Origin of the sequence: Anaeromyxobacter sp. SG66 (assembly GCF_022690805.1) — a bacterium.
In the GTDB taxonomy this organism is placed as follows: domain Bacteria; phylum Myxococcota; class Myxococcia; order Myxococcales; family Anaeromyxobacteraceae; genus Anaeromyxobacter; species Anaeromyxobacter soli.
Window position 1 is genome coordinate 1 of sequence record NZ_JALCZC010000066.1, and the last position, 23,313, is coordinate 23,313.

The following is a 23,313-nucleotide window of genomic DNA, read 5'->3' on the forward strand; positions in this document are numbered from 1 at the left end:
CGCGGCGGCTGGCATCGCCGGCGCGGTGGGCGCGGAGGGAGCCGTGGTCGGCGCGGCCGGAGCCCCGGCGGGCGCGGCCGGCGTCTCCGGCGCCGCCACCGGCTCGGCCGGCGCGGCACCGACGGGCGCCTGCTCCTGCTCCTGCTCCGCAGCGGGCGCGGCAGCCTCTTCGGCGGGAGCCTCGGCCTCGTAGGCCTCGTAGGCCTCGACGGGCTCCTGCTCCTGCTCCTGCTGAGGCTCCGGCGACGCGGCGACCGGCGCGGGCTGCGGGACCTCCGTGTGCACGCGCTTGCGCACCACGAACCCGGGGCCCGCCGGGCGCACGGGCGCCGGCTTCGGCTTCCGCTCGCCGACGATCTTCTCGTACGCCGACGCGGCCTGGTCGTCCTCGAGGGAGGACGAATGGCTCTTCACGTCGTAGCCGAGCTGGTGGAGCTTCTCGACCAGCTCCTGGTTGGAGAGCTCGATACCCTGCTCCTTAAGCTGCTTGCCGAGCTCGTGAACCCGCTTCTTGGACATTTCGTAGACTCCTAATCCTTACGGGCACTTCCCGTCAACTCGACACGCAGCGCCGCCGCGTCGACCACCGCTTCCGGGCGGCGGAGCGCACGCGGGAGCGCACGACGCCGGAGCGCCTTCTCCAGGCACCCGACGCTCGCGTGGAGCCACGCTCCACGGCCTCCGCCACGCCGACGATCGAAGATCACCCGTTCACCATCCGTCGTGAGCCGTACGAGCTGCCGCTGCGCCGCCCGCTCCCCGCAGCCGACGCAGGTGCGGACGGGCTCGCTCAAGCGCCGGCGCCTCCCTGTGCGGCCTTCGCCTTGGCCGCGTCGAGCTCTGCGCGGAGCTTCGCCTCTTCCTCGAGGTAGACGCCCACCGCGTGCTTGATCTGGCGCGCCTTCTTGATGCCGAGGCCGCTCGACTCCGCGAGCCGCATCACGTCCGCCTCGTTGTGGACCGCCTCCACCGTGCCGTAGCCGGCGCCCTTCAGCTGGTCGACGGTCTTCTCGCCGACGCCGCGGACGCGCGCGAAGCGCTCCTCCTGCGTGAGCTCGTCCGGGTGGCGCCGCGCCTCGGCGATGCGGGCCGCCTCGCGCTCCTGCTCGAGCTGCATCTCCTTCTCGGCGTCGACGATCGACTGCTCGCGGGCGCGCTTCTGCAGGTCCGGGATCATGTCCATCGTGAAGCCCGGGAACTGCGTGAGCATCTCGGCGGCGGCGTTCGCGACGTCCTGCGCCTTCCGGAAGCCGTGCGAGTACAGCATCTCCTGCGTGGGCTCGGGGATCTCGAGCGCGCCGAAGCTCTCGGTCGCGAACTCGCGCATCTCCTTCACGCGGGACTCGGAGTTGATGTCGAGCTTCCAGCCGGTGAGCTGGGAGGCGAGGCGCACGTTCTGGCCGCGGCGCCCGATGGCGAGCGAGAGCTGGTCGTCGGGGACGATGATCTCCATCGCCTTGTTCTGCTCGTCGAGGAGCACGCGCGAGACCTCGGCCGGCGCGAGCGCGTTGCACACGAAGCGCGCGTAGTCGTCGTCCCAGGGCACGATGTCGATCTTCTCGCCGCGGAGCTCCTGCACGACCGCCTGGACGCGGCTGCCCTTCATGCCGACGCAGGCGCCGACGGGATCCACGTCCGAGTCGCGCGACGACACCGCGATCTTGGCGCGGCCACCCGGCTCGCGGGCCGCCGCCTCGATGACCACGACGCCCTCCGCGATCTCGGGCACCTCCATCTCGAAGAGCTTCTTGAGGAGGTCCACCGAGGCGCGCGAGAGGATGATCTGCGGGCCCTTCGACTCGCGCAGCACGTCCATCACGTACGCCTGGATGCGGTCGCCGGCGCGGTAGCTCTCGCGCGGCACCTGCTCGCGCACGGGCAGCACCGCCTCGGCGCGGCCGAGGTCCACGATCACGTTGCCGCGCTCGAAGCGCCGGACGATGCCGGTGATGACCTCGCCCTTGCGGTCCTTGTACTCGTTGAAGACGTTCTCGCGCTCGGCGTTGCGGGTGCCCTGGATCATCACCTGCTTCGCGGTCTGCGCCGCGATGCGGCCGAAGGAGCGGCGGAAGGTCTTGAGCTTGAGGAGGTCGCCCCACTGCTCGTCCTGGGCCTTCGCCTCCGCCTCGTCCTCCGCGCGGTAGTAGATGGGGAAGTCGAGCTCGTCGCCCGGCTCCACCTCGATGCCCTTCTCGTGCGCCACCGACACCGGGATCATGTTCACCGGGTCGGGGATGGGCGCCTCCTCGGTGGCATCGGCGACGATGGTGAGGACCTGGAAGAGATCGACCTGGCCCTTGTCCTCGTCGTAGCGGGCCTTCAGGTTCCGCTCCATCCCGAAGTGGCGCTTCGCGGCGCTGCCGATGGCCTCCTCGAGGATCTCGACGAGCCGCGCGCGGTCGATGCCCTTGTCCTTGGCGACCTGGTCGAGGATGAGGTTCAGGTTCACGTTCTGCTGCATCGGTCAGTCCTTCCTCCGAAGGTCCGCCTCGAAGTCGTACTCGAGGTGGGCCTTCGCGATCTGATCGTGGGGGACGCGGTGGACGACGCCGTCCACGTCGATCTCGACGGCGCCGTCGCGGTAGCCCACGAGGACGCCGGTCCAGTTCTTTCGCGGGGGGGAGCCGGGCGCCGTCTCGGGGACGGGCCCGTACGCCTTCACGTGCGCGCGCTGCCCCGCGTAGCGGTCGAAGTCGGCCGGCTTGCGCAGCGGCCGATCGAGGCCCGGCGACGAGACCTCGAGGTCGTAGGCCGGCTCGATGAAGTCCTCGACGTCGAGGATGGGCTCCACGAGCCGGGACACGGCCTGGCAGTCCTCGATCCCGACGCCGCCCGGCTTGTCGACGAAGAGCCGGAGCGTCCAGCGAGCTCCCTGGCGCGCCCACTCCACCTCGACGAGCTCGTAGCCGTCGCGTACGAGCACGGGCTCGAGCACCCGGCGCGTGCGGTCGGCGATGGACTCTTCTCCGATACCCGTCATTGACCCCTAAAAAACGAAAAGTGGGCGACGCGGCCCACTTTCGAGACCCGGCATTGCCCGGGCGCGAAAATGTCGGCGTGTCAGTAACAGACCGGGTGGAGGCGGTCAAGGACGACCGGGCCGCCTGGCGGGCCCTTCCACGAGCTCGCACGGCCTACCCCGGGTCGGGCGGGAGACGGAGCGCGAGGAGCCACTCCCGGTTCCCCGCCGGGCCCTCGATGGGTGACTCGGCGTGACCCAGGATCTCGAACCCGAGCTCCCGCGCCGCGGCGGCGATGCCGTCGAGCGCGGCCCGGCGCTTGGCCTCGTCGCGCACCACGCCCCCCTTGCCGACCTCGCCCTTCCCCACCTCGAACTGCGGCTTCACGAGCAGGATCGCCGCGCCGCCCGGGCGGAGGATCGCCTTCACCGCCGGCAGGATGAGCCGGAGCGAGATGAACGACAGGTCGCCGGTCACGAGCTCGACCCGGGTGCCGAGCGCCTCGGCGGTGAGCGCCCGCGCGTTCTCGCGCTCGCGGACCACGACGCGCGGGTCGCCGCGGAGCCTGGGGTGGAGCTGGCCGTAGCCCACGTCGATGGCGTAGACCCGGGCGGCGCCGCGCTGCAGGAGCAGGTCGGTGAAGCCGCCGGTGGACGCGCCCAGGTCGGCGCACGTCTTCCCGGCCGGATCCACGGGGAACACGTCGAGCGCTCGCTCGAGCTTGAGCGCGCCGCGCGACACGTACCGCTGCGGCCCGGCCCCCTCCTTCAGCCGGATGGGCGCCTGCGGGTCGACGAGCGCGCCCGGCTTGTCGACGCGCGTCTCACCCACCACGACGGCGCCGGCCATCACGAGCGCCTGCGCCTTGGCGCGCGACTCCGCGATCCCCCGCTCGACGAGGACGACGTCGATCCGCTGCCTGCGCGAGGTCATGGCGGGGGCTGCGCCCCCACGCCGGCTCCCCGGGGCCCGCGCGCCATCGCGGGCGGCCGCGCCGCGAGCGCGATGGCGCGCCGGCGGGCGGGCGTACCGCGCGGCCCCCCGGGCCCCGCGCGCCATCGGGGGCGGCCGCGCCGCGAGCGCGATGGCGCGCCGGCGGGCTCGCTTCGCTCGCTGACCGACGTTCACGATCGTCGCAGCTTACCTACGCCGCCCCGCGCTTCGCCCGCTCGCCGACGACCTCGCGGCACGCGCGCGCGATGCCCTCGGCGTCGAGCCCGAGCTGCGCCCGCTGGCGGCCCTGATCGCCGTGCGTCACGAACTCGTCGGGGAGCCCGAGCCGCTTCACCCGCAGCCCCTCCGCCACGAAGCCGCGCCGCTCGAAGAGCTCGAGGCAGGCGGCGCCGAAGCCGCCGGGCAGGCACCCCTCCTCCACGGTCACGACTCGGCGGGAACGCTCCGCCTCGCCGGCGATGAGCTCCTCGTCGAGCGGCTTCGCGAAGCGGGCGTCGACGACGGAGGCGGCGATGCCCTCCTTCGCGAGCGCCTCGGCCGCGCCGAGCGCGGGGCGGACGGTCGCGCCGAGCGCGACGATGCACACGTCCGGCTTCCCGGCCACCGCGCGGGCGAGCCGGCCCTTCCCGATGGGCAGCACCTGCGGCGGCTCGAGCGCGACGCCCTCGCCCGCGCCGCGGGGGAAGCGGAACGCCGCGGGGCCGTCGTGGTGGAGCGCGGTGTGGAGCATGTGCCGGAGCTCGTTCTCGTCCGAGGGCGCCATCACCACGAGGTTCGGCACGCAGCGCAGGTACGCGACGTCGAACGCGCCCTGGTGCGTCTTGCCGTCGGCGCCGACGAGGCCGCCGCGGTCGAGCGCGAACGTCACCGGCAGCCGCTGCAGGGCCACGTCGTGGATGATCTCGTCGTAGGCGCGCTGGAGGAAGGTGGAGTAGATGGCGACGACCGGGCGGACGCCCTCGCAGGCGAGGCCGGCGGCGAAGGTCACGGCGTGCTGCTCCGCGATGCCGACGTCGTAGGTGCGCTCCGGGAAGCGCGCCTTCGCCTTGATGAGGCCCGTGCCCTCGAGCATCGCGGCGGTGATCGCCACGACGCGCGGATCCCGCTCCATCTCCTCGCAGAGCGCCTCGGCGAAGAGGTCCGTGTACGCCTTCGCCGACGCCTTCTTCACGGGCTTGCCGGTCGCGACGTCGAAGAACGAGAGGCCGTGCCCGCGGGTCGCCTTGTCCGACTCGGCGGGCTGGTAGCCCTTGCCCTTCGTGGTGATGGCGTGGAGCAGCACCGGGCCGTCGAAGATCGCGAGCTTCTGGAAGGTCTCGACGAGGCCCCGCACGTCGTGCCCGTCCACCGGGCCGACGTAGTGGAAGCCGAGCCCCTCGAAGAGGATGCCCGGCGTGACGAGCGCCTTCGTCGCGTTGATCCCGTGGCGGATCATGTCGATCGCCTCGGGCCCCTTGGGCACCTGGGAGAGGAAGTCCTTCACCGCGCGGCGCCAGCGGTTGTACGTGCGCGAGGCGAACTTCTTCGAGAACCACTCGGACAGCGCGCCCACGTTGGGCGAGATCGACATCTCGTTGTCGTTCAGCACGACGAGGAGGTTGCGGCCGAGGTAGCCGGCCTGGTTCAGCCCCTCGAACGCGACGCCGCCCGTCATGGCGCCGTCGCCGACCACCGCCACGACCTTGCCCGGCGCGCCGGAGAGCCGCTTCGCCTCGAGCATGCCGAGCGCGGCGCTGATGGCGGTGGAGGCGTGCCCGACGCCGAACGCGTCGTGCTCGGACTCGTGCCGCTCGGGGAAGCCCGCGAGGCCGCCCTCGGTGCGGATGGTGCGGAACCGCTCGCGCCGGCCGGTGAGCAGCTTGTGCGCGTAGGCCTGGTGGCCGACGTCCCACACGAGCTTGTCGGTCGGCGACGCGTACACGTAGTGCAGCGCGACATTGAGCTCGACGGCGCCGAGCGACGAGCCGAGGTGCCCGCCGTTCTTCGCGCAGGTCTGGATGATCTCCTCGCGGAGCTCGTCGCACAGGCGCGGCAGATCGTCGACCGGCAGGCGCTTCAGGTCGGACGGCGAGTCGATGCTGTCGAGCAAGCGGCTCATTCGTGGAACCTCCGTTCTCGGGTCCTGCTACTTCTTGCGCGAGAGCACGTAGCGCGCCACCGCGCGGAGCGGCTCGGCGGGCGGTCCGAGCGGGGCGAGCGCGGCGAGCGCCTCGTGGAGGAGCGCCTCCGCGCGGCGGCGCGCCTCCGGGATCCCAACCAGCCCGGGGAGCGTGGACTTCCCGGCCTCGGCGTCCTTGCCGGCCCGTTTCCCCAGCGTCTGGGTGTCGGCGGTGAGATCGAGGAGGTCGTCCGCGATCTGGAAGGCGAGCCCGAGCTTGAGTCCGATGGGGTAGACGCGGTCGATGGGGGCGCCGCCGCACGCCGCGCCGCCGGCGACGGCGCTCGCGAGCAGCGCCCCGGTCTTGGTGCGCATGAGCTCGAGGATCTCGGGCTCCGCGAGGCGCGCGTGCTCGCCCTCGATGTCGCGCGCCTGCCCCTCGACCATGAGGTAGGCGTTGTCGGCGAGCAGGCGGGCGAGGGCCGCGGCGCCCGGCTGCGGGGCGGCGAGGAGGTGCCCGAACGCGAGGGACTGCAGGGCGTCGCCCACGAGCACCGCGGTCGCCTCGTCGAACGCCTTGTGGACCGTGGGGCGGCCCCGGCGGAGGTCGTCATCGTCCATCGCGGGCAGGTCATCGTGGACGAGGGAGTAGGTGTGGATCGCCTCGAGCGCGACCGCGAAGCGCATCGCGAGCGAGCCGTCGGAGGCGTCGCCGCCGTGCGCCTCGCACGCGGCGAGGACGAGCGCCGGGCGGAGCCGCTTCCCGCCGCCGAGGAGCGCGTAGCGGACGGCGTCGAGCAGCCGGCCCGGCCCCTGGCCGCGCCGCGCCTCCACGAGCGCCACGAGGTGGGGCTCGAGGCGGGCGGAGACCTGTCGGAGGTAGGCCTGGATGTCGAGGTCTTCGGCCACGGCGGAGCCCTTGTAGCACAAGGCAGCCCGGGCGCTCACGCCACCGGCGGAGCCGCCGCCAACCGGGTTCACGCCGGGGTGGGGACCGCCCCGGCGCGCCGGTCGAGGATCTCCCGGATGCGCGTGATGAGCCGGTCCATGTCGAGGGGCTTCGGGAAGTAGTCGACGGCGCCCGCCTCGATGCCGCTGCGCTCGTCCTCGACGCTCTTGCGCGCCGAGATGAAGATGACGGGGATGTCACCGAAGGTGGGGTTCTTCTTGATGGCGCGGCACAGCTCGAAGCCGTCGATCCAGCTCATCATCACGTCGAGCAGGATGACGTCCGGGCGATCCACGTGCATCGCCGAGATGAGCCGGAGCCCGTTCGCCGCCTGGCCGACGTCGAACCCCTCGAGCTCGAGCGCGAGGGTGAGCATCTCCCGCGTGTCGCGGTCGTCGTCGACGATGATGACCTTCGGCTTCTTCATGCGCTCTTGGGCCGGCATCGGTCGTCAAGATCCTCGGCCGGCCTCGGGCTCGAACGGCACCGCCTCCTCGTCGCCGTCGGCGTCGCGCACGAGCAGCTCGACCCTGCGCTCCGCGTCGTCGAGCTTGCGGGACGCGTCCTTCGCGAGCCGCACGCCCTCGGCGAACTTCTCGATCGACTGCTCCAGCGTGAGCTGGCCGGACTCGAGCTCGGCGACGACGCGCTCGAGCCGCGTGACGAGCGCGTCGTAGGACTCCTCTGCCACCGACTGCTCCTGCCGCTCGCTCGCCTGGCTCACGCGACCTCCGAGTCCACCTACTTAACGACGCCGCGAAAGGGGGTCAACGGCCGCCCCGCCGGAGCCGCCGGCGTCGCCCTCCCGCGCGGGCGCCGCGCGCCCCGGCAGCGGGTCGTCCCCTGCATCCCTGCGGGTGACCTGCGCGTCGAGCCAGCCCTCTCCGAGGACGATCCTCAGCGCCTCGCCCTCGGATGCCTGCGAGCTCCGGGCCACCACGTGGCCCTCGCGGAGCACGAGCGAGAAGCCGCGCGACAGGAGCTTCGCCACGTTCGACGGCCCGAGGCGCGCCTCGAGCCGCTGGAGCCGGAGCGCCTCGCGGCGGAAGGTGGCCGCCTGCCACGCGCCCAGGCGGCGCGTGCTCGCCTCCATGCGCGCCCGGATCTCGCGCACGCGGCGGCGCGGCTCCTGGCGGCCGAGGCGGGCGCGGAGCGGCTCGAGCCGCGCGCGCTCCGAGCGGATCGGCGCCCGCACGTGGCCCAGCGCCTCGCGGAGCAGATCCTCGACGCGGTGGCGCTCGCGCGAGAGGAGGTGCGCCGGATCGGCGAGCTCGGCGTGCAAGGCGCGCAGCTCGCCGCGCCGGAGCTCCAGCGCGCCCCGCGCGGTGCGGTCGAGGCGGGCGCGGAGCGCCGCCACGCGCGCCGCGAGCTCGTCCCGCACCGGGGCCACGAGCTGGGCGGCGTGGGTGGGGGTCGCGGCGCGGACGTCCGCCACGAGGTCCGCCACCGTGACGTCCACCTCGTGACCGACCGCCGAGACCACCGGGACCGGGCAGGCGGCGATGGCGCGCGCCAGCCGCTCGTCGTTGAACGCGCCGAGCTCCTCCTGCGAGCCGCCGCCGCGCGTCACGACGATCACGTCCACGCCGGCGCGGCACAGCGCGCGCACGGCCGAGACCACCGTCGACGCGGCGCCGTCCCCCTGGACCCGGCACGGCGCCACCAGGACGGAGAGCGAGGGGAAGCGGCCGTGGAGCACGCGGAGGAAGTCGCGGACCGCGGCGCCCGTGGGGCTCGTGGCGACGCCGATCCGCCGGGGCACGAAGGGCAGCGGCCGCTTGCGCGCGGGGTCGAGGAGGCCGTCCGCCTGGAGCCGCTCCTTCACCTGCTGGAGCAGCAGCGCCGCCGCGCCGGCGCCGCGCGGCTCGAGCTCCTGCACGATGAGCTGGTACTTGCCGTGCGGCGCGTAGATCTCGACGAAGCCGCGGGCGATCACCTCCTGCCCCTCGGCGAGCTGGAACTTCACCCGGCGCGCCTGCGACGACCAGACGACCGCGCCGATGAGGCCGTCGGCGTCCTTGAGCGAGAAGTAGACGTGCCCGCTCGACTGGCGGCGCAGGTTCGCCACCTCCCCGGCGACCCAGACGTCGCGGAACTTCGGCTCGACCGCGTTCTTGAGCGCGCGGGTGAGCTCGCCGACGGACCACGGGCGCGGCAGCTCCCGCGGCGCGAACAGGTCCCCGGTGGTCCCGGGCTCGGGGCGGCGGGGCGGCCTCATCGCCGCCCTCCCGCCCGGGCGGGGAGCGGCCGGAGCGGGCGCGCCCGGCGGATCCGGGGCGCCGCGCCGCTCGCCTCGCCGGCGGCGCGGACCGAGCCGAGCCGGACGAGCAGCTCGAGCAGCTCGGGGACGCCGCGCTGCTCGCGGATCCTCCACGGCGCGAGCGACGGCCCGCCGCCGACGTGCACGCCGAACACGAGCGGCGGCCCGACCGCGAAGGCGTCCTCGTCCGTGACGTCGTCGCCCGCGTAGAGCGCGGCGGTGCAGCCGAGGCGCGTGACGAGCGCGCGCACCGCGTCGCCCTTCGACGGGAAGTCGTGCGGCAGGACGTTCAGGACCTTCTTCCCAGGGATGAGGCGGGTCCCCTCGAGCTGGTTCGCGGCCTCGTAGACGGCGCGCTCGGAGGCGCGCCACGTCCGCGCGAGGCCGTAGTGGATCGCGAGCGTGGAGCGCTTGTCCTCGAAGTGGATGCCGGGCACGCCCGCCAGGGCGACCTCGAGCCGGCGCCGCCAGCCGCGGACGCTGCGCAGGACGCGCTCCGGCACGGCGATGGGCCGCCCGAGCTCGAAGCCGTGGTTGCCGACCACGAGGGGGACCGCTGGACCCACGAAGCGCGCCACGTCGCGCCAGGCGCGGCCGGACACGACCGCGACGGGGTAGCTCCGCCCGAGCCGCTGGAGCAGGCGGCGGGTCGTCCGGTCCATGCGCGCCCCGTGGGGATCCCGCACGACCGGGGCGAGCACGCCGTCGTAGTCGAAGGCGAGGAGGACCTTCGCCGGCGTGTGCTCGCCGACGAAGCGCGCCAGCGCGGCGCGGTGGCGCGGGTGGAGGAGATCCTTCATCGGCCGGGACTGATGAGCATAACATTCGTCCCGGGGGGACACACACGACGTGCCCTCCCGGATCGGAGGTCGGCCGCGGTCCCCGCGGCGGCGCAGGGGACCCCGACGAGCAGGGGTGGGTCCCCGACGACGGCGGCGCAGCCGTCGGCGGGGCGGGGGCGCAGCCCCCGTTCGAACATGCCTGGACGACAGCGCGATTCGCGTCACCGAAGGTGATCGCGGATCACGAGCCGTCGTTCAGGCGGCGGGCCGGCTCGCCTGGAGCCCCGCGCGGACCACGTCCGCGAGCGCCGCGACGAAGTCGGGGCGGACGCCGAGCGCCGGCACGCGGAGGTAGGCCGTCGCGCCGCCCTCGGCCGCCGCCTGCCTGGCGAGGATGTCGAGGTCGTAGAGCGTCTCGAGGTGCTCCGACACGAACGCGATCGGCACCGTCACGATCGCGCGCCCGCGCGCGTTCCCCCGGAGGAACTCGACGGTGTCGGGCCCGAGCCACTTCGCGGGCCCCACCCGGCTCTGGTAGGTGACCCGGAACTCCGCGGCGCCCGCGCGCCGGGCGGTCTCGCGGGCCGAGTGCTCGATGTACCCGGGGTACGGGTCGCCCCTGCGCACCTGGCTCATCGGGAGCCCGTGCGCGCTGAACACGACGAGCGCGGTCTCGCGCGCCGCGGCGGGGAGCTCGCCGAGCGTCTCGCGCAGCGCGGCCGCCGAGGCGTCGAGGTAGCCCTCGTGATCGTGCCAGGTGCAGATCTCGGCGAGCGGCAGGTGCTTCGGCCAGAGGCGCCGGAGCTCGACGAGCGAGCTCTTCGTGGTCGCGTTGGCGTACTGCGGGTAGAGCGGGAGCGCGACGGCGCGGGTGGCCCCGGCGGCGATCGCCTCGCGGACGCCCTCCTCGGTGTTCGGGTGGCCGCAGCGCATCGCGAGGTGGCACGACCAGCCCGGACCGAGGACGGCCTCGAGCGCGCGCGCCTGCCGCTCGGTCCCCTCGACGATGGGCGACTTGCCGCCGATGAGCGCGTACTTCTCGGCGGAGGACGGGGCGCGCAGCCGCGAGATGAGCCGCGCCACGAGCGGCCGCAGCGGGCCGAACGGCGCGGAGATGAGGAGCGGATCCGAGAAGAGCTCGTAGAGGTACGGCTCGACCTCCTCGAGCGTCCTCGGGCCGCCGAGGTTCATGAGGAAGACGGCGGTGCGCTCCATCTAGACCGTCCGCGAGAACGTGGGCTTCTTCTCGCCGGCGTGCTTGCCGAGGTACGCATCGAACAGCATGGCGACGTTGCGCACGAGGAGCTGGCCGAGCGGGGTCACCCGGAGCAGATCGCCGTCGAAGGTCACGAGCCCGTCGCCCTCGAGCTCGGCCACGCCCTTCGAGAGGTCCGCCTCGATCGCCTTCCGCGCGGCCGGCCCGAACTTCTCGGCGACCTCGCGCAGGTCGAGCCTGAGGAGGCACATGACCCGGTTGATGACGAAGCGCCGCATGACGTCGTCGTCCGTCACCGAGGCGCCGCGCTCGACGGGGATGATGCCCTGCGCGACCTTGTCGCCCCAGTCCTTCAGCTTGTGGGCGTTCTGGGCGTACGCGCCGCCGATGTCCGAGATGGACGTCATCCCGAACGCGACCGTGTCCGCCGCCGGCCGGACCGTGTACCCCTGGAAGTTCCGGTACAGGTAGCCGGCGTCCTGCGCGCGCGCGAGCTCGTCCGACTCGAGCGCGAAGTGGTCGAGGCCGATGAGGCGGTAGCCGCCCGAGGTGAACGCCTCCACCGCCTGCAGGAACAGCTCGACGCGCTGCTCCGTCTTCGGGAGCGCCTCCTGCGGCAGGAGCCGCTGGTGCGGCTTCGACCACGGGACGTACGCGAAGCCGAACACCGCCATGCGGTCCGGGTGGATCTTCAGGATGAGGTCGAGCGTCTTCTGCCAGGTGTCCCGCGACTGAAACGGCAGCCCGTAGATGAGGTCGAGGTTCACCCCGTGGAAGCCGTTGTCGCGGGCCGCCTGCACGAGCTCGGCGGTCTCCTTGAAGCCCTGGATGCGGCCCACCGTCTCCTGGACCTGCGGATCGAAGTCCTGCACGCCCATCGAGATGCGGTTGAAGCCGAGCTTCGCGAGCGTCTCGATCTGGGAGCGGGTGGTGATCGCCGGGTCGATCTCGATCGCCATCTCGCCGTCCTTGGCGAAGTCGAAGTGGCGCGCGAGGAGCGCGTGGCACTGCTCGAGCTGGCGCTCGTCGAGGAAGGTCGGCGTCCCGCCGCCCCAGTGGAGCTGCGTCACGCTGCGGCGCCGGGGCAGCCGCTTCGCCACGAGCTCGACCTCCTTCTCGAGGAGCTCGAGGTACGACTCGGCGCGCGTGCGGTCGTGGGTCGCGATGACGTTGCACCCGCAGAAGCGGCACATCTCGCGGCAGAACGGGAGGTGGACGTAGATCGAGAGCGGCCCGCCCTGCGCATCGGCGCGCGCGAGGTGCTCCTCGTAGTCCTTCGGCCCGAAGGTGTCCGACCACTCCGGCGCGGTCGGGTAGCTCGTGTAGCGCGGGCCGGGACGGTCGTACTTCTTGATGAGCTCCCAGGACGGGATCTGGATCACGTCTTCCTCACTTCCAGGCGAAGGCGTGGACCGCGTCCACTACCGCCTTCACGGTCTCGGTCGGCGTGCCGGGCTGGATCCCGTGGCCGAGGTTGAAGATGTAGCCGGGCTCCCGGCCCGCCGCCCGCACGATGGAGAGCGCGCGCTCCACGGCGACCTCCTTCGGCCCGAGCAGGAGGGTGGAGTCGAGGTTGCCCTGGATGGCGACGCCGGGAGCGCGGCGGCGCGCCTCGTCGATGGGGATGCGCCAGTCCACGGAGACGACGTCGTAGCCGAGCTTGGAGATCGGCTCGAGGTGGGAGCTCGTGCCCGTCGAGAAGAAGATCGCCGGCACGCCGGTGCGCTTCACGGCCTCGGCGATGCGCGCGAGGTACGGGAACGCGAACTCCTCGAGGTCCGCGCGATCGAGCTCGCCGAGCCAGCTCTCGAAGATCTGCGCGGCCTGCGCTCCGGCCGCGATCTGCTCCTCGATCTGCACGATGGCCGCGCGGGTGAGCTTCTCGAAGAGCGCGTGCGCCGTGCGGGGCTCCGCGTACAGCATCGTCTTCAGGCGGGTGAAGCCCTGGCTTCCGCCCTCGACCGCATAGCTCGCGACGGTGAACGGTCCGCCCACGAAGCCGATGAGGGGGACGCGGTCCCGCAGCGCGGCGCGGATGGCGCGCACGCCGTCGAGGACGTACGGCAGGTCCTTCTTCGGCTCGGGGACGCGCAGGGCGTCCACGTCGGCGCGCGTGCGGACGGGGTTCGCGATCTTGGGGCCGCCGTCGCCCTTGCCCTTCTCGCCCTTCTCGAACGTGAGGTCGAGCCCCATCGCCGGCAGGTGGACCAGGATGTCGGAGAACAGGATCGCCGCGTCGAACCCGAACTCGTCGATCGGCGCCACGGTCACCTGGGCGATGAGCTCCGGCGAGCGGCACAGCTCGAGGAAGCCCACCTTCTCGCGGACGGCGCGGTAGGAGGGCTGGTACCGGCCGGCCTGGCGCATCATCCAGACGGGCACGCGGTCGACGGGCTGCTTCCGGCAGGCGGCGAGGAATCGCTGGGTCATGGGGGGCGCCATCTTATTCGACTTCCAGCGTCCGGAACACGGGCGAGACGCCGCGTTGTTCCCGCAAGGATTGCGTCTCCGTGCTCCCGCCGCGCTGCGGCAGCGGCGTCAGCGGCGCAGGACGGCGAACGCCACGAGCACGACGCCGAGGGCGACCATCGCGAGCCCGTACACGACGAGCATCGCGCCGGCCGTGCGGGCGCCCGCGCCGACGACCTCGCGGCCGTGCACGACGACGCGCTGGCGCCGGAGCGCGGCGAGCCCCTTCGCGGCGACGAAGAGACCGGGGACGGCGAGGAGGGCGGCGGCGAGGGCGAGGAGGGCGCGGGCCATGGGGGCTCTCAGGGGGCGAGCGCGGCGACGGCGCGCGCCGCGGAGACGGTAGCGACCCGGACCGACTTGCGCCGGCCGGCCTCGCCGCGGAGGACGGACACGTCCTGCTTGCGGACCGAGAGCGCGCCGGCGAGGAACTCGACGAGGGCGGCGTTCGCCTCCCCGTCCACCGGGGGCGCCGCGAGCTGGATCTTGAGCCGGCCGTCGTGCTCCCCGACCACGCGGGTGCGCGACGCCCGCGGCTGGACGAGGAGCTCGAGCACCACCCCGCCCGCCTCGTCGCGCGCCCAGCTCACCCCTTGAGCCCCATGAGCACGAGCCTGGCCTTGTCCGCGCGCGCGACCATCCGCTCGAGATCCATCACGAGCGTGGCGCCCGCCTCCACCGCGAGCACCCGGCCGCCCGCCTCGCGCAGGGTCTCGAGCGTGTCGGGGCCGACCGCCGGGAGGTCGAAGCGGCGATCCTGCCCCGGCTTCACCGCCTTCGCGACGACGAACCCGCCGGAGCGGGCGAGCTCTCCGCCGCGCCGGATGCACGCGTCCGTGCCCTCGAGCGCCTCGACCGCGAGCGCCACCCGGTCCTTCACGACCACCGTCTGGCCGAGGTCGAGCCGCCCGATGCCGCGCGCGAGCTCGATCCCGTAGGCGGCGTCCGCGCGCTCGTCGTCGGTCGGCTGGTGCCTGCCCAGCACGCCCTCGGGCGCGAGCCGGTCCTGCAGGAACGGCGTGGGATCGGTGATGGGCACCCCCTCCTCGTCGAGGAAGCGCGCCATCGCGCGGAGCAGGTTGTCGTCGGACCGGATGCCCACGCGCGCGAGGACGCGGAGGCCCGTCGCGTCGAGCATCGCGTCGGTGAAGAAGCGCTTCTTCGTGATGGCGCCGAGCATCACGCTCTGCGTCGCGCCGCCCGCGCGGAGCGCGTCGAGGATGTGCCCGATCTGCCCGAGCTTCACCCAGGTGAGCGCGTCCACCGCGCCCTCGAGCGCGGGGTCGGTCTCGTTCCGGTGCGCGACGGCCACGACGCGGTGCCCGGCGCGGCGGGCGCTCTCCGCGAACAGGATCGGGAAGCGCCCGCCCCCCGCGATGAGGCCGATGGTCGCCATCGCTTAAACGGGGGCTGCGCCCCCGCCCCGCCGAGCGGAGCTCGTCGGGGCCCCACCCTGGCTCGCCGGGTCCCGTGCGCCATCGCGCGCGGCTTCGCCGCTATCGCGGTGGCGCCCCGGCGGACTCGCTTCGCTCGTCGAGTGTTTACGAGTCATGATCGATCAGCGCGTGATGCCGCGCTGCGTCCCCTTGAGGAAGCGGACGAAGTGCGCGACGTCCTCGTACATCCCGAGCTCCGCCTCGACCTGCGCGATCGCCTCGGCGAGCCCCAGGTTGGAGCGGAACACGATCTTGTAGGCCTGCTTCACCTGCCCGATGCGCTCCTCGCTGATCCCCGCGCGCTGCATGCCGACCGCGTTCAGGCCGGCGAGCTCGGCGCGCGGGCCCGCCACCGTGCAGAACGGCGCCACGTCCATGGTGACGCCGGTGAGGCCCGAGACGAACGCGAGCCGGCCGATGCGGCAGAACTGGTGCGCCGCGGCGAGGCCGCTCACGTGGACGTGGTCCTCGAGGACGACGTGCCCGGCGAGCGCGACCGAGTTCGCGATGATCGCGCCGTCGCCCACGTCGCAGTCGTGCCCGACGTGGCTGTTCGCCATGAACAGGCAGCCCGAGCCGATGCGCGTGACGCCGCCGCCCTGCAGCGTGCCGGTGCTGATGGTCACGCCCTCGCGGAACGTGTTCCGGTCGCCGACCACGAGCTCGGTCGGCTCGCCCCGGTACTTGAGGTCCTGCGGCACCTCGCCCACGACGGCGTGCGGGAAGACCCGGTTCGCCTCGCCGAGCGTGGTGCGCCCCGCCACGACCGCGTGCGCGCCGATCACCGTGCGCGCGCCGATGCGGACGTGGGGCCCGATGACCGCGTAGGGGCCGATCTGGGCGGACGGATCGACCTCGGCGCCCGGCTCGAGGACGGCGGTGGGGTGGATGGACATGCTCGGTGCTCCTGTCAGCTCGCGACCTCGCGGTCGGCGAACATCGCCATGAACTCGGCCTCGGCGACGGTCTGCCCGTCCACGATCGCGGTCCCCTTCTCCTTCCAGACCGCGCCCTTCTGCTTCGTCACCTCGACGTGCAGCTCGAGCCTGTCCCCCGGGACCACCGGCCGGCGGAACCTCGCCCCGTCGATCCCCATCAGATAGGTGATCTTCGAGGCGGTCTGGTCGGCCGGCAGCGACTTCAGCGCGAGGAGCGCGCCGGCCTGCGCGAGGGCCTCCAGGATGAGCACCCCCGGCATCACCGGGTGGCCCGGGAAGTGTCCCACGAAGAACGGCTCGTTCATCGTCACCGACTTCCAGGCGACGAGGCGCACGTTCGGCTCCACGAGGACCACCCGGTCCACGAGGAGGAAGGGCGGGCGGTGCGGCAGGAGCTGCTGGATGGCCTCGATGTCCATCACGACCGGCGCGCGCTCGGCGCTCATGGCTTCTTCTCCCCGGCGGCGCGAAGCCGCTCGAGCTCACGGCGGAGCTCCTTCACCTCGCGGCGGAGCTCCGGGAGCGTCCGCAGGGCCGCCTGCGTGCGCAGCCAGTCGGCGTGCGGCTGCGACGGCGACCCGCTCACCGTCTCGCCCGGCGCGAGGTCGGTCATGACGCCGGCCTGGGCGCCCATCTTGGCGCCGTCGCCGATGCTGAGGTGGCCGACGATCCCGGCCTGCCCGGCGGCGACGACGCCCATCCCGAGCTTCGTCGAGCCGGCGATGCCGACCTGCGAGACGATGAGGCAGAGCGGCCCGAGCTCCACGTTGTGGGCGATCTGGACGAGGTTGTCGATCTTGGACCCACGCCCCACGCGCGTCGCGCCGAGCGTCGCCCGGTCGAGGCAGGTGTTGGCGCCGATCTCGACGTCGTCCTCCACGATCACGATGCCGATCTGCGGCACCTTGAAGTGGCGCGGCCCGTGGCCCTCGCCGTCGGGATCGAAGGCGAACCCGAACCCGTCCGACCCGATGACGCAGCCCGGCTGCAGGATCACGCGGTTGCCGATGCGGCAGCGCTCCCGCACGACGACGTTCGGGTAGAGCAGGCAGTCCTCGCCGACGCGGGCGCCCTCGCAGACGTGCACGCCGGGGTAGACGATCGTGCGCGCGCCGATCTCGGCGTCGGGGCCGACCGAGGCGAGCGGCATCACCTGCGCGCTCGGGTGGACCCGGGCGCTCGGGTGGATCGCCGCCTCCGGCGCGATCTCCGGCGCGGGCTCGCGGGGAGGATGGAACAGGGTCGAGATCTTCGCGAACGCGAGGTAGGCGTTCGGCGCCCGGAGCACCGTGCGCCCGGCGGGCACCTCTGCGTCCGGCTCGACCACGACCGCGCCGGCGCGCGAGGCCTCGAAGGCCTGGCGGTACTTCCGGTTGGAGAAGAAGGAGACGTGGTGCGGGCCGGCGTCCTCGAGCGGCGCGACCCCCTCGCACGTCAGGGTGCCGTCGCCGACGACCTCGCCGCCGACGCGCGCGGCGAGCTCCGCGAGCGTGAACGTCACGTCCGCCTCACTTCTTCCCGGCGGGGGCCGCGGCCGGCTTCCCGGCGGGCTTCGCCTCGGCCGGCTTCTTCGCGGCGCCGCCCGGGAACTTCGCGTTGTACTTGCGGATGAGCTCGTTCGTGAGGTCGAGGGCGGGCAGCGCGAACACGATGCCGGAGTCGCTGCGCTCGAGGACCATCGTGAAGCCGTCGGCCTCCGCGATCTCGCGGGTGATGTTCGCCATCTTGTCGAAGATGCCGCGCGTCACCTCGCGCTCGCGCTCGGAGAGGTCCTTCTGGAGCTGGCCCCAGAACTGCTGCAGCTCGTTCGCCTTGCGGTCGAGCTCCGCGGCCTTGTCGCGCCGCGCCTGCTCGGCCATGACCACGGACTGCTTCTCGAACTCCTGGCGGAGCTTGTCGAACTCGACCTTCCTCGCGTCGAGCTGCTTCTGCTTCTCGTCGAAGTCGCGCTTCAGGGTGGCCTTGGCGGACTTGCCCTCGTCGATCTCGTTGAGCGCGCGCTGCAGGTCGACGAAGCCGATCTTGGGCTCGACGGCGTGGGCGGCCGAGGCCGCGAGGAGGGCGAGGACGGCGGTGAGGCGGAGGGCGTGACGCATGGGGGCTCCTTGGCGACCGGCGATCAGAAGAAGTTGCCGATCGTGAACTGGAAGTCGAGGGCCTGATCGATGTACGCGCCGCCGTTCTCCGGGGCCTCGCGCCGGCGGTCGAGCGGGATGCCCCACTCGAACCGGAGCGGGCCGATCGGGCTCTGCCAGCGGAAGCCGAAGCCGACGGACTTGTAGAGCGACAGCGGGACGGCGGGGTCGGAGAACTTGCCGGGCGCGAACGCGTTGCCCCAGTCGCTGAAGAGGACGCCGCGGACGCCGACCGCCTTGAACAGCGGGAACTCGAGCTCGAGGTTCAGCACCGCCTGCTTGTCGCCGCCGATGTAGAGGGCGCCGCGCCGCGCGCTCGGGTCGAGCCAGGTCGGGACGTACTCGACGGGCGAGATGGACAGGTACCGGTAGCCGCGGACCGAGTTGATGCCGCCGACGAAGTAGCGCTCGGAGATGGGGACGCGGTGCTCGGAGTCCCAGTCGCGGATGTAGCCGAGCGAGAGCTTCGCCCGGCCGATGAGGCCCAGCCAGACCGGGTGGTAGGCGCGGGCGTCGAGGGCGTAGCGGGTGAAGAGGTTCACCTTCCCGAACAGTGACTCGGGCGCGAGGACCGGGGGGGCGACCTCCGCGCTTCCCGAGAGGAAGAGGCCGCGCGTCGGGAAGAGCCGGTTGTCGCGGCGGTCCCACTGCAGCGACAGGCGCAGCGCGCTCGTCGTGCCGGACTTGAACTGCTGGCTCGCGGCGACCGCGGCGAGGCCGGACGCGGTCACGTCCACGCGCTCGTTCGTGTACGTCGCGAAGAGCCGCATGTCCTCGAGGTTGCGCGCGAAGGACCACCAGGGCGCGAGGCCGTTCAGCTCGTAGCCCCACGTCATGGACCCGCCGATCGCCCGGCGCGTGAAGGTCGTGTAGATGCCCTCCGTGGCGTAGAGGTCGAAGGCGAAGGTCCACTTGGTGTCGAGGAAGTACGGCTCGACGAACTGGATCTGGCCGAGCTGGCGGATCGACGACCACTGCACCTGCAGCGAGAGCGTCTGTCCCCATCCGAAGAAGTTGTTCTGCGAGATCTGCCCGGTGAGGATGAAGTTCTCGTACGAGGAGAAGCCGGCGCCGATCTGGAAGGTCCCGGTGGCCCGCTCCTTCACCTCGACGACCGCGACGATCGTGTCCTCGGAGCTGCCCTGCTTCGTGGTGATCTCGACCGTCTCGAAGAAGCCGAGCGCGTTCACGCGCTGCTTCGACTGGCGCAGGCCGGTGCCCGAGTACAGCTCGCCCTCGTAGATCCGGAGCTCGCGGCGGATCACCTTGTCGCGGGTCTTGTCGTTGCCGATGACGTCGATCCGCTCGAAGCGGACCTTCGGCCCCGGCTGGATCTCGTAGGTGAGGTCGAGCGTGCGGGTCTTGGGATCGGTCGCGGTGAGGGGCGTGACGTTGGCGTACGCGTGGCCCAGGTCGCGGTAGACGTCGCCCACCGCGAACAGGTCCTGCTGGATCTTGCTCCGCGAGAAGATCTCGCCCGCCTTGGCGCGCACGATGCGGCGCAGGAGGGGCTCGCGGTCGAGGAGCTGGCCGGTGAAGGCGATCTTGCCGATCCGGTACTGCTCGCCCTCCTCGACCGGGATGGTGATGTGCAGGAACCGCTTGTCGGGCGAGAGCGCGACCGACGGGTTCCCGACCTTCACGTTCACGTAGCCGCGGTCGAGGTAGACGGCCTGGATGCCCTGGAGGTCGTGCTGGAAGGCCTCCTCGCGGTACGTGCCGAGCGAGCTCAGGAAGGAGAGGTAGCCGCCGGGCCGCGTCTGCATCACCCCGAGGAGATCCGCGTCCGGGACGTGCGCGTTCCCGATGAACCGCACCTCCTTCACCTGGACCTTCGCGCGCTCGTCGATGACGTAGACGACGTCGACCTGGTTGTCGGGCCGCTCGTCGAGCCGGTAGGTGACCTCCGCGAGGTAGTAGCCCTTCTCCGCGTACTTCTCCTTGATCTTCTTCACGTCCTTCCGGACGGCGACGAGATCGAGGATCGCGAACGGCTTCAGCTCGACGGTGTCCTTGAGATCGTCCTTCGAGAGCGCGTGGTTGCCCTCGATGCGCGCCTCGTGGACGGTGGGCCGCTCCGTGACGCGGTAGACGAGGACGGGCGCGCCGGCCGGCCCCTGCAGCTCGACGACGACGTCGGAGAAGAACCCGAGCTTCATCACCGCCCGGATGTCCTTCTGGACGCCGCGCGGATCGTAGGGCTGACCCTTGCGCTGGGTGATGGCGGCGCGGATCGCGTCGACCTCGACGCGCCGGTTCCCCTCGACGCGGACGTCGGCGAGCACCTCGCCCGCCCTCACCTCCGTCGAAGGAGACGCGGCCTGGGCCACGGCCCGGACAGGAACGAGGGCGGCACCGGCGGCGATGAGCAGCGCGGCGAGCGCGGCCGTGGGATCGGTCAGGCGCTTCACGGAGCCGCGGAATCTAAACCGATGCCCCGAAAAGCTCAAACGTCTTCCTTCCGGCCGCCGACGCGGCCCCCGGGAGCCGCCCGCCGGAGCGCTCACGCGAGCCGCCCCCGCTCCAGGCGAAGCCGGCGCGGCAACGCCGCGGCGAGCCGCTCGTTGTGCGTGACGACCACCGCGGTGATCCCCATCCGCGCGTTGAGGTCCGCGAGCAGGGTGTGGATGCCCTCGGCCGTCGCCGGATCGAGGTTGCCGGTCGGCTCGTCCGCGAGCAGGAGCCGCGGCCGGAGGCACAGCGCGCGCGCCAGGGCGACCCGTTGCTGCTCGCCGCCGGACAGCTCCCCGGGGTGGTGATCCACCCGCTCGGCGAGGCCGACCAGGGCGAGCATCTCCGCCGCCCGCCGCCGCGCCTCCGCCCGCGGCACGCGGCGGATGAGGGCCGGCATCATCGCGTTCTCGAGGGCGGTGAACTCGGGCAGCAGGTGGTGGCTCTGGAACACGAAGCCGACGGTCTCGTTGCGGAACGCGGCGAGGGCCTCCTCCCCGCGCTCGAAGGGATCCGCGCCGTCGAAGAGGATCCGCCCGCCGGTCGGCACGTCGAGGGTGCCGAGGAGGTGGAGGAACGTGCTCTTCCCGGCGCCGGAGGGCCCGGTGAGCGCGACGAGCTCGCCGGACCCGATCTCGAGGTCGATGCCGCGCAGCACCTCGAGCCGCCGGTCGCCCATCAGGTAGGTCTTGGTGAGCCCCTGGATCCGCACGAACGGGGAGGTCATCACTCGCTCCGGAGCCCGTCCACCGGGTTCAGGCGGGCGGCCTTCGTCGCCGGGTAGAGCGTCGCGAGGTACGACAGCGCGAGCGCGGCGAAGGCGACGAGCGCGAACTGCGAGGGATCGATCACCACGGGCAGGTTCGAGATGTAATAGACCTCGGGGTCGAGCGGGATGCCGACCTTGTCGATGAGCAGGCAGCTCCCGTAGCCGAGCAGCAGGCCGAAGGCGGTGCCCACCGCGCCGATGGTGACGCCCTCGGCCATGAAGATCTTCATCACGCTCGGCACCCCGGCGCCCATCGACTTTAGGACGCCGATCTCCTTGCGCTTCTCGAGGACGAGCATGACGAGGGTCGCGACGATGGTGAACGTCGCGACGAGCACGATGAAGCCGAGGATCACCGCCATCACGACCTTCTCGGTCTGCAGCGCCGAGAAGAGGCTGCGGTTGAGCTCGGTCCAGTCGCGCGCGCGGAAGGGCCAGCCGCCGAGCTCGAACACCACCCGGCCCATCACCGCCCGCGCCGCGTCCGGCTCGCGGACCTTCAGCTCGAACGCGGTGACCGCGTCCCCGGTGCCGAAGAACCTCTGGCCCTCGGCGAGGTCGACGTACGCGAACTTGGAGTCGTACTCGAACATCCCGCTGTGGAAGATGGCCGCCACGCGGAACGGGCGGCTCTTCGGCTGCGGGCCGGCCGGGCCGAGGTCGCCGAACGGCGAGACGACGTTCACCTGGTCGCCGACGAACACCCGGAGCGCCCGCGCGAGCTCGCGCCCCACGACGATGCCGGGCAGGGTCTTCCCGGCGCGGGGCGGGGCGCGCTGCTCGTCGGGGGCCTCGGACTTGCCGGGCGGCGGGATGAGCTCCGGCTTCTCGAGCCAGCCGAGCTTCCCCTCCTCGATCGACTTCGGCAGCTCGGTCACGGTGCCCACCGAGCCGACGTCGATGCCCTTCACGATGGCGCCGGTGAGGTTCTGGCCGGCCGAGAGCATCACCTCGTTGTAGAGGATGGGCGTCGCGCCCACGACGCCCGGCACGTGGAGCACGCGCTCGCGCGTCGTCCGCCAGTCGGTGAGCTCGTTCTGGCCGTACGTGAGCAGCATGCCGTGCGCGTTCTGGCCGAGGATCTTGCTCTTGAGGTCGGCCTCGAAGCCGCTCATCACCGAGAGCACGACCGTGAGCGCCCACACCCCGATGGCCACCCCGCCGATCGAGATGAGCGTCATGAGGAGCGTCGCCGGCATGCGCGGGCGCACGAAGAGCTCGCCGCGCCGGTAGGCGCGCCGCTCCTTCGCGTCGCGCAGGAGGGACCAGACGAGCCCGAGCACGATGCCGGGCACGAGCCCGGTGACGACGAGGGCGAAGAGCGCGGCGAGCGTGCGCGGGCTGAGCCGCAGGTGGCTGCGCGCCACGAAGAGCTCGTACGAGAACGACGCGTCGAGGCGGCCGGTGCCGACCGCCAGGTACGCCAGCGTCGAGCCGATGAACACGGCGGTCGCCGCGAGGAGGCCCACGCCGAGGAGCCCGAGCACGAGCACGAGCTTCCCCTGCGCCTCGAGCGCCTGGAGCGCCGCGGAGCTCTCGCGCACCCCGGGCAGGAAGGCGACCAGCACCGCCACCCCGAGCGCCCAGAGCAGGAACGCGGCCGAGAGCTCGTAGAAGGCGATCCGCCGGCCGACCCAGGCGCCGGCCCCGCCGAGCGCGGCGCCGGCGAGCGCACCCGTGAGCGCGGCGAGGCCGATCGCGAGCGCGCCCGGGAGCGCGAGGCGGTCTCCGAAGAACGCGTGGGCGAGGGGCGCGACGGCGGCCGCGCCGAACAGGCCGGTGAGGACGAGGACGAAGGCCGGGACGGAGAACACCGGCGGAGCGGGGTGGCCGGCGCCGAGCGCGCCGCCGCGGGGGCCGGGGCCCTCCGCCGCGGGGCCGGGCACGCCGGCCGCG

The 23,313-nt window shown here is 72.7% G+C and carries 24 protein-coding genes; all 24 read right to left on the reverse strand.

What is annotated here, in order from left to right; all coding sequences use genetic code 11:
• On the reverse strand, window positions 1-519 hold a 519-nt coding region (locus MNZ39_RS16430), incomplete at its 3' end, for a translation initiation factor IF-2 N-terminal domain-containing protein (protein ID WP_242340165.1).
• A gap of 11 nt (window positions 520-530) precedes the next feature.
• Window positions 531-794 carry a DUF448 domain-containing protein gene (locus MNZ39_RS16435; protein ID WP_242340166.1) on the reverse strand — a complete coding sequence of 88 codons (264 nt, stop codon included), beginning with the start codon at window positions 792-794 and terminating at the stop codon, window positions 531-533.
• A complete protein-coding gene (gene nusA, locus MNZ39_RS16440; protein WP_242340167.1) occupies window positions 791-2,461 on the reverse strand; it encodes a transcription termination factor NusA in 1,671 nt (556 codons plus the stop codon). The genes MNZ39_RS16435 and nusA overlap by 4 nt, the downstream gene beginning before the upstream one ends.
• 3 nt (window positions 2,462-2,464) lie before the next feature.
• Window positions 2,465-2,980, reverse strand: a complete 516-nt coding sequence (gene rimP / locus MNZ39_RS16445) for a ribosome maturation factor RimP (RefSeq protein ID WP_242340168.1) — start codon at window positions 2,978-2,980, stop codon at window positions 2,465-2,467.
• A gap of 154 nt (window positions 2,981-3,134) precedes the next feature.
• Window positions 3,135-3,893, reverse strand: coding sequence for a TlyA family RNA methyltransferase (locus MNZ39_RS16450; RefSeq protein WP_242340169.1), 759 nt, complete (start codon window positions 3,891-3,893; stop codon window positions 3,135-3,137).
• 211 nt (window positions 3,894-4,104) lie between these two features.
• Entirely contained in the window at window positions 4,105-6,012 is a 1,908-nt protein-coding gene (dxs, locus tag MNZ39_RS16455; protein WP_242340170.1) for a 1-deoxy-D-xylulose-5-phosphate synthase, read from the reverse strand.
• 27 nt (window positions 6,013-6,039) lie between these two features.
• Window positions 6,040-6,921, reverse strand: a complete 882-nt coding sequence (locus tag MNZ39_RS16460) for a polyprenyl synthetase family protein (protein WP_242340171.1) — start codon at window positions 6,919-6,921, stop codon at window positions 6,040-6,042.
• A 68-nt stretch (window positions 6,922-6,989) separates the two neighbouring features.
• On the reverse strand, window positions 6,990-7,388 hold the full coding sequence (locus tag MNZ39_RS16465) for a response regulator transcription factor (RefSeq protein ID WP_242340186.1): 399 nt from the start codon (window positions 7,386-7,388) through the stop codon (window positions 6,990-6,992).
• Window positions 7,389-7,412: 24 nt separating this feature from the next.
• The gene (gene xseB, locus MNZ39_RS16470) at window positions 7,413-7,685 is read right to left on the reverse strand and encodes an exodeoxyribonuclease VII small subunit (RefSeq protein ID WP_242340172.1); all 273 of its coding nucleotides are present in this window, start codon (window positions 7,683-7,685) and stop codon (window positions 7,413-7,415) included.
• Between the two features lie 21 nt (window positions 7,686-7,706).
• A complete protein-coding gene (gene xseA, locus MNZ39_RS16475) occupies window positions 7,707-9,179 on the reverse strand; it encodes an exodeoxyribonuclease VII large subunit (RefSeq protein ID WP_242340173.1) in 1,473 nt (490 codons plus the stop codon).
• Window positions 9,176-10,021, reverse strand: coding sequence for a trehalose-phosphatase (gene otsB, locus MNZ39_RS16480; protein ID WP_242340174.1), 846 nt, complete (start codon window positions 10,019-10,021; stop codon window positions 9,176-9,178). The genes xseA and otsB overlap by 4 nt, the downstream gene beginning before the upstream one ends.
• Window positions 10,022-10,258: 237 nt before the next feature.
• Entirely contained in the window at window positions 10,259-11,218 is a 960-nt protein-coding gene (hemH, locus tag MNZ39_RS16485; RefSeq protein ID WP_242340175.1) for a ferrochelatase, read from the reverse strand.
• The gene (hemN, locus tag MNZ39_RS16490) at window positions 11,219-12,601 is read right to left on the reverse strand and encodes an oxygen-independent coproporphyrinogen III oxidase (RefSeq protein WP_242340176.1); all 1,383 of its coding nucleotides are present in this window, start codon (window positions 12,599-12,601) and stop codon (window positions 11,219-11,221) included. It abuts the gene before it with no gap.
• Between the two features lie 7 nt (window positions 12,602-12,608).
• Entirely contained in the window at window positions 12,609-13,661 is a 1,053-nt protein-coding gene (gene hemE, locus MNZ39_RS16495; RefSeq protein ID WP_242340177.1) for a uroporphyrinogen decarboxylase, read from the reverse strand.
• Between the two features lie 96 nt (window positions 13,662-13,757).
• Complete coding sequence (locus MNZ39_RS16500) at window positions 13,758-13,982, reverse strand: hypothetical protein (protein ID WP_242340178.1); 225 nt, start codon at window positions 13,980-13,982, stop codon at window positions 13,758-13,760.
• A gap of 8 nt (window positions 13,983-13,990) precedes the next feature.
• Entirely contained in the window at window positions 13,991-14,278 is a 288-nt protein-coding gene (locus tag MNZ39_RS16505; RefSeq protein ID WP_242340179.1) for a DUF167 domain-containing protein, read from the reverse strand.
• Complete coding sequence (locus tag MNZ39_RS16510; RefSeq protein WP_242340180.1) at window positions 14,275-15,084, reverse strand: LpxI family protein; 810 nt, start codon at window positions 15,082-15,084, stop codon at window positions 14,275-14,277. Before MNZ39_RS16510 ends, MNZ39_RS16505 begins: the two co-directional genes overlap by 4 nt.
• Before the next feature lie 162 nt (window positions 15,085-15,246).
• Window positions 15,247-16,020, reverse strand: coding sequence for an acyl-ACP--UDP-N-acetylglucosamine O-acyltransferase (gene lpxA, locus MNZ39_RS16515; RefSeq protein ID WP_242340181.1), 774 nt, complete (start codon window positions 16,018-16,020; stop codon window positions 15,247-15,249).
• 14 nt (window positions 16,021-16,034) lie between these two features.
• Window positions 16,035-16,481: a 3-hydroxyacyl-ACP dehydratase FabZ gene (gene fabZ / locus MNZ39_RS16520; protein ID WP_242340187.1), complete on the reverse strand. Its 447-nt coding sequence runs from the start codon at window positions 16,479-16,481 to the stop codon at window positions 16,035-16,037.
• A 23-nt stretch (window positions 16,482-16,504) separates the two neighbouring features.
• Window positions 16,505-17,563, reverse strand: coding sequence for a UDP-3-O-(3-hydroxymyristoyl)glucosamine N-acyltransferase (gene lpxD, locus MNZ39_RS16525; protein ID WP_242340182.1), 1,059 nt, complete (start codon window positions 17,561-17,563; stop codon window positions 16,505-16,507).
• Between the two features lie 7 nt (window positions 17,564-17,570).
• Window positions 17,571-18,158, reverse strand: coding sequence for an OmpH family outer membrane protein (locus MNZ39_RS16530; protein ID WP_242340183.1), 588 nt, complete (start codon window positions 18,156-18,158; stop codon window positions 17,571-17,573).
• Between the two features lie 23 nt (window positions 18,159-18,181).
• Window positions 18,182-20,608: an outer membrane protein assembly factor BamA gene (gene bamA, locus MNZ39_RS16535; protein ID WP_242340184.1), complete on the reverse strand. Its 2,427-nt coding sequence runs from the start codon at window positions 20,606-20,608 to the stop codon at window positions 18,182-18,184.
• A gap of 92 nt (window positions 20,609-20,700) precedes the next feature.
• Complete coding sequence (locus MNZ39_RS16540; protein ID WP_242340185.1) at window positions 20,701-21,375, reverse strand: ABC transporter ATP-binding protein; 675 nt, start codon at window positions 21,373-21,375, stop codon at window positions 20,701-20,703.
• A complete protein-coding gene (locus tag MNZ39_RS16545) occupies window positions 21,375-23,303 on the reverse strand; it encodes an FtsX-like permease family protein (protein WP_242340188.1) in 1,929 nt (642 codons plus the stop codon). The genes MNZ39_RS16540 and MNZ39_RS16545 overlap by 1 nt, the downstream gene beginning before the upstream one ends.
• Window positions 23,304-23,313: the final 10 nt, after the last annotated feature.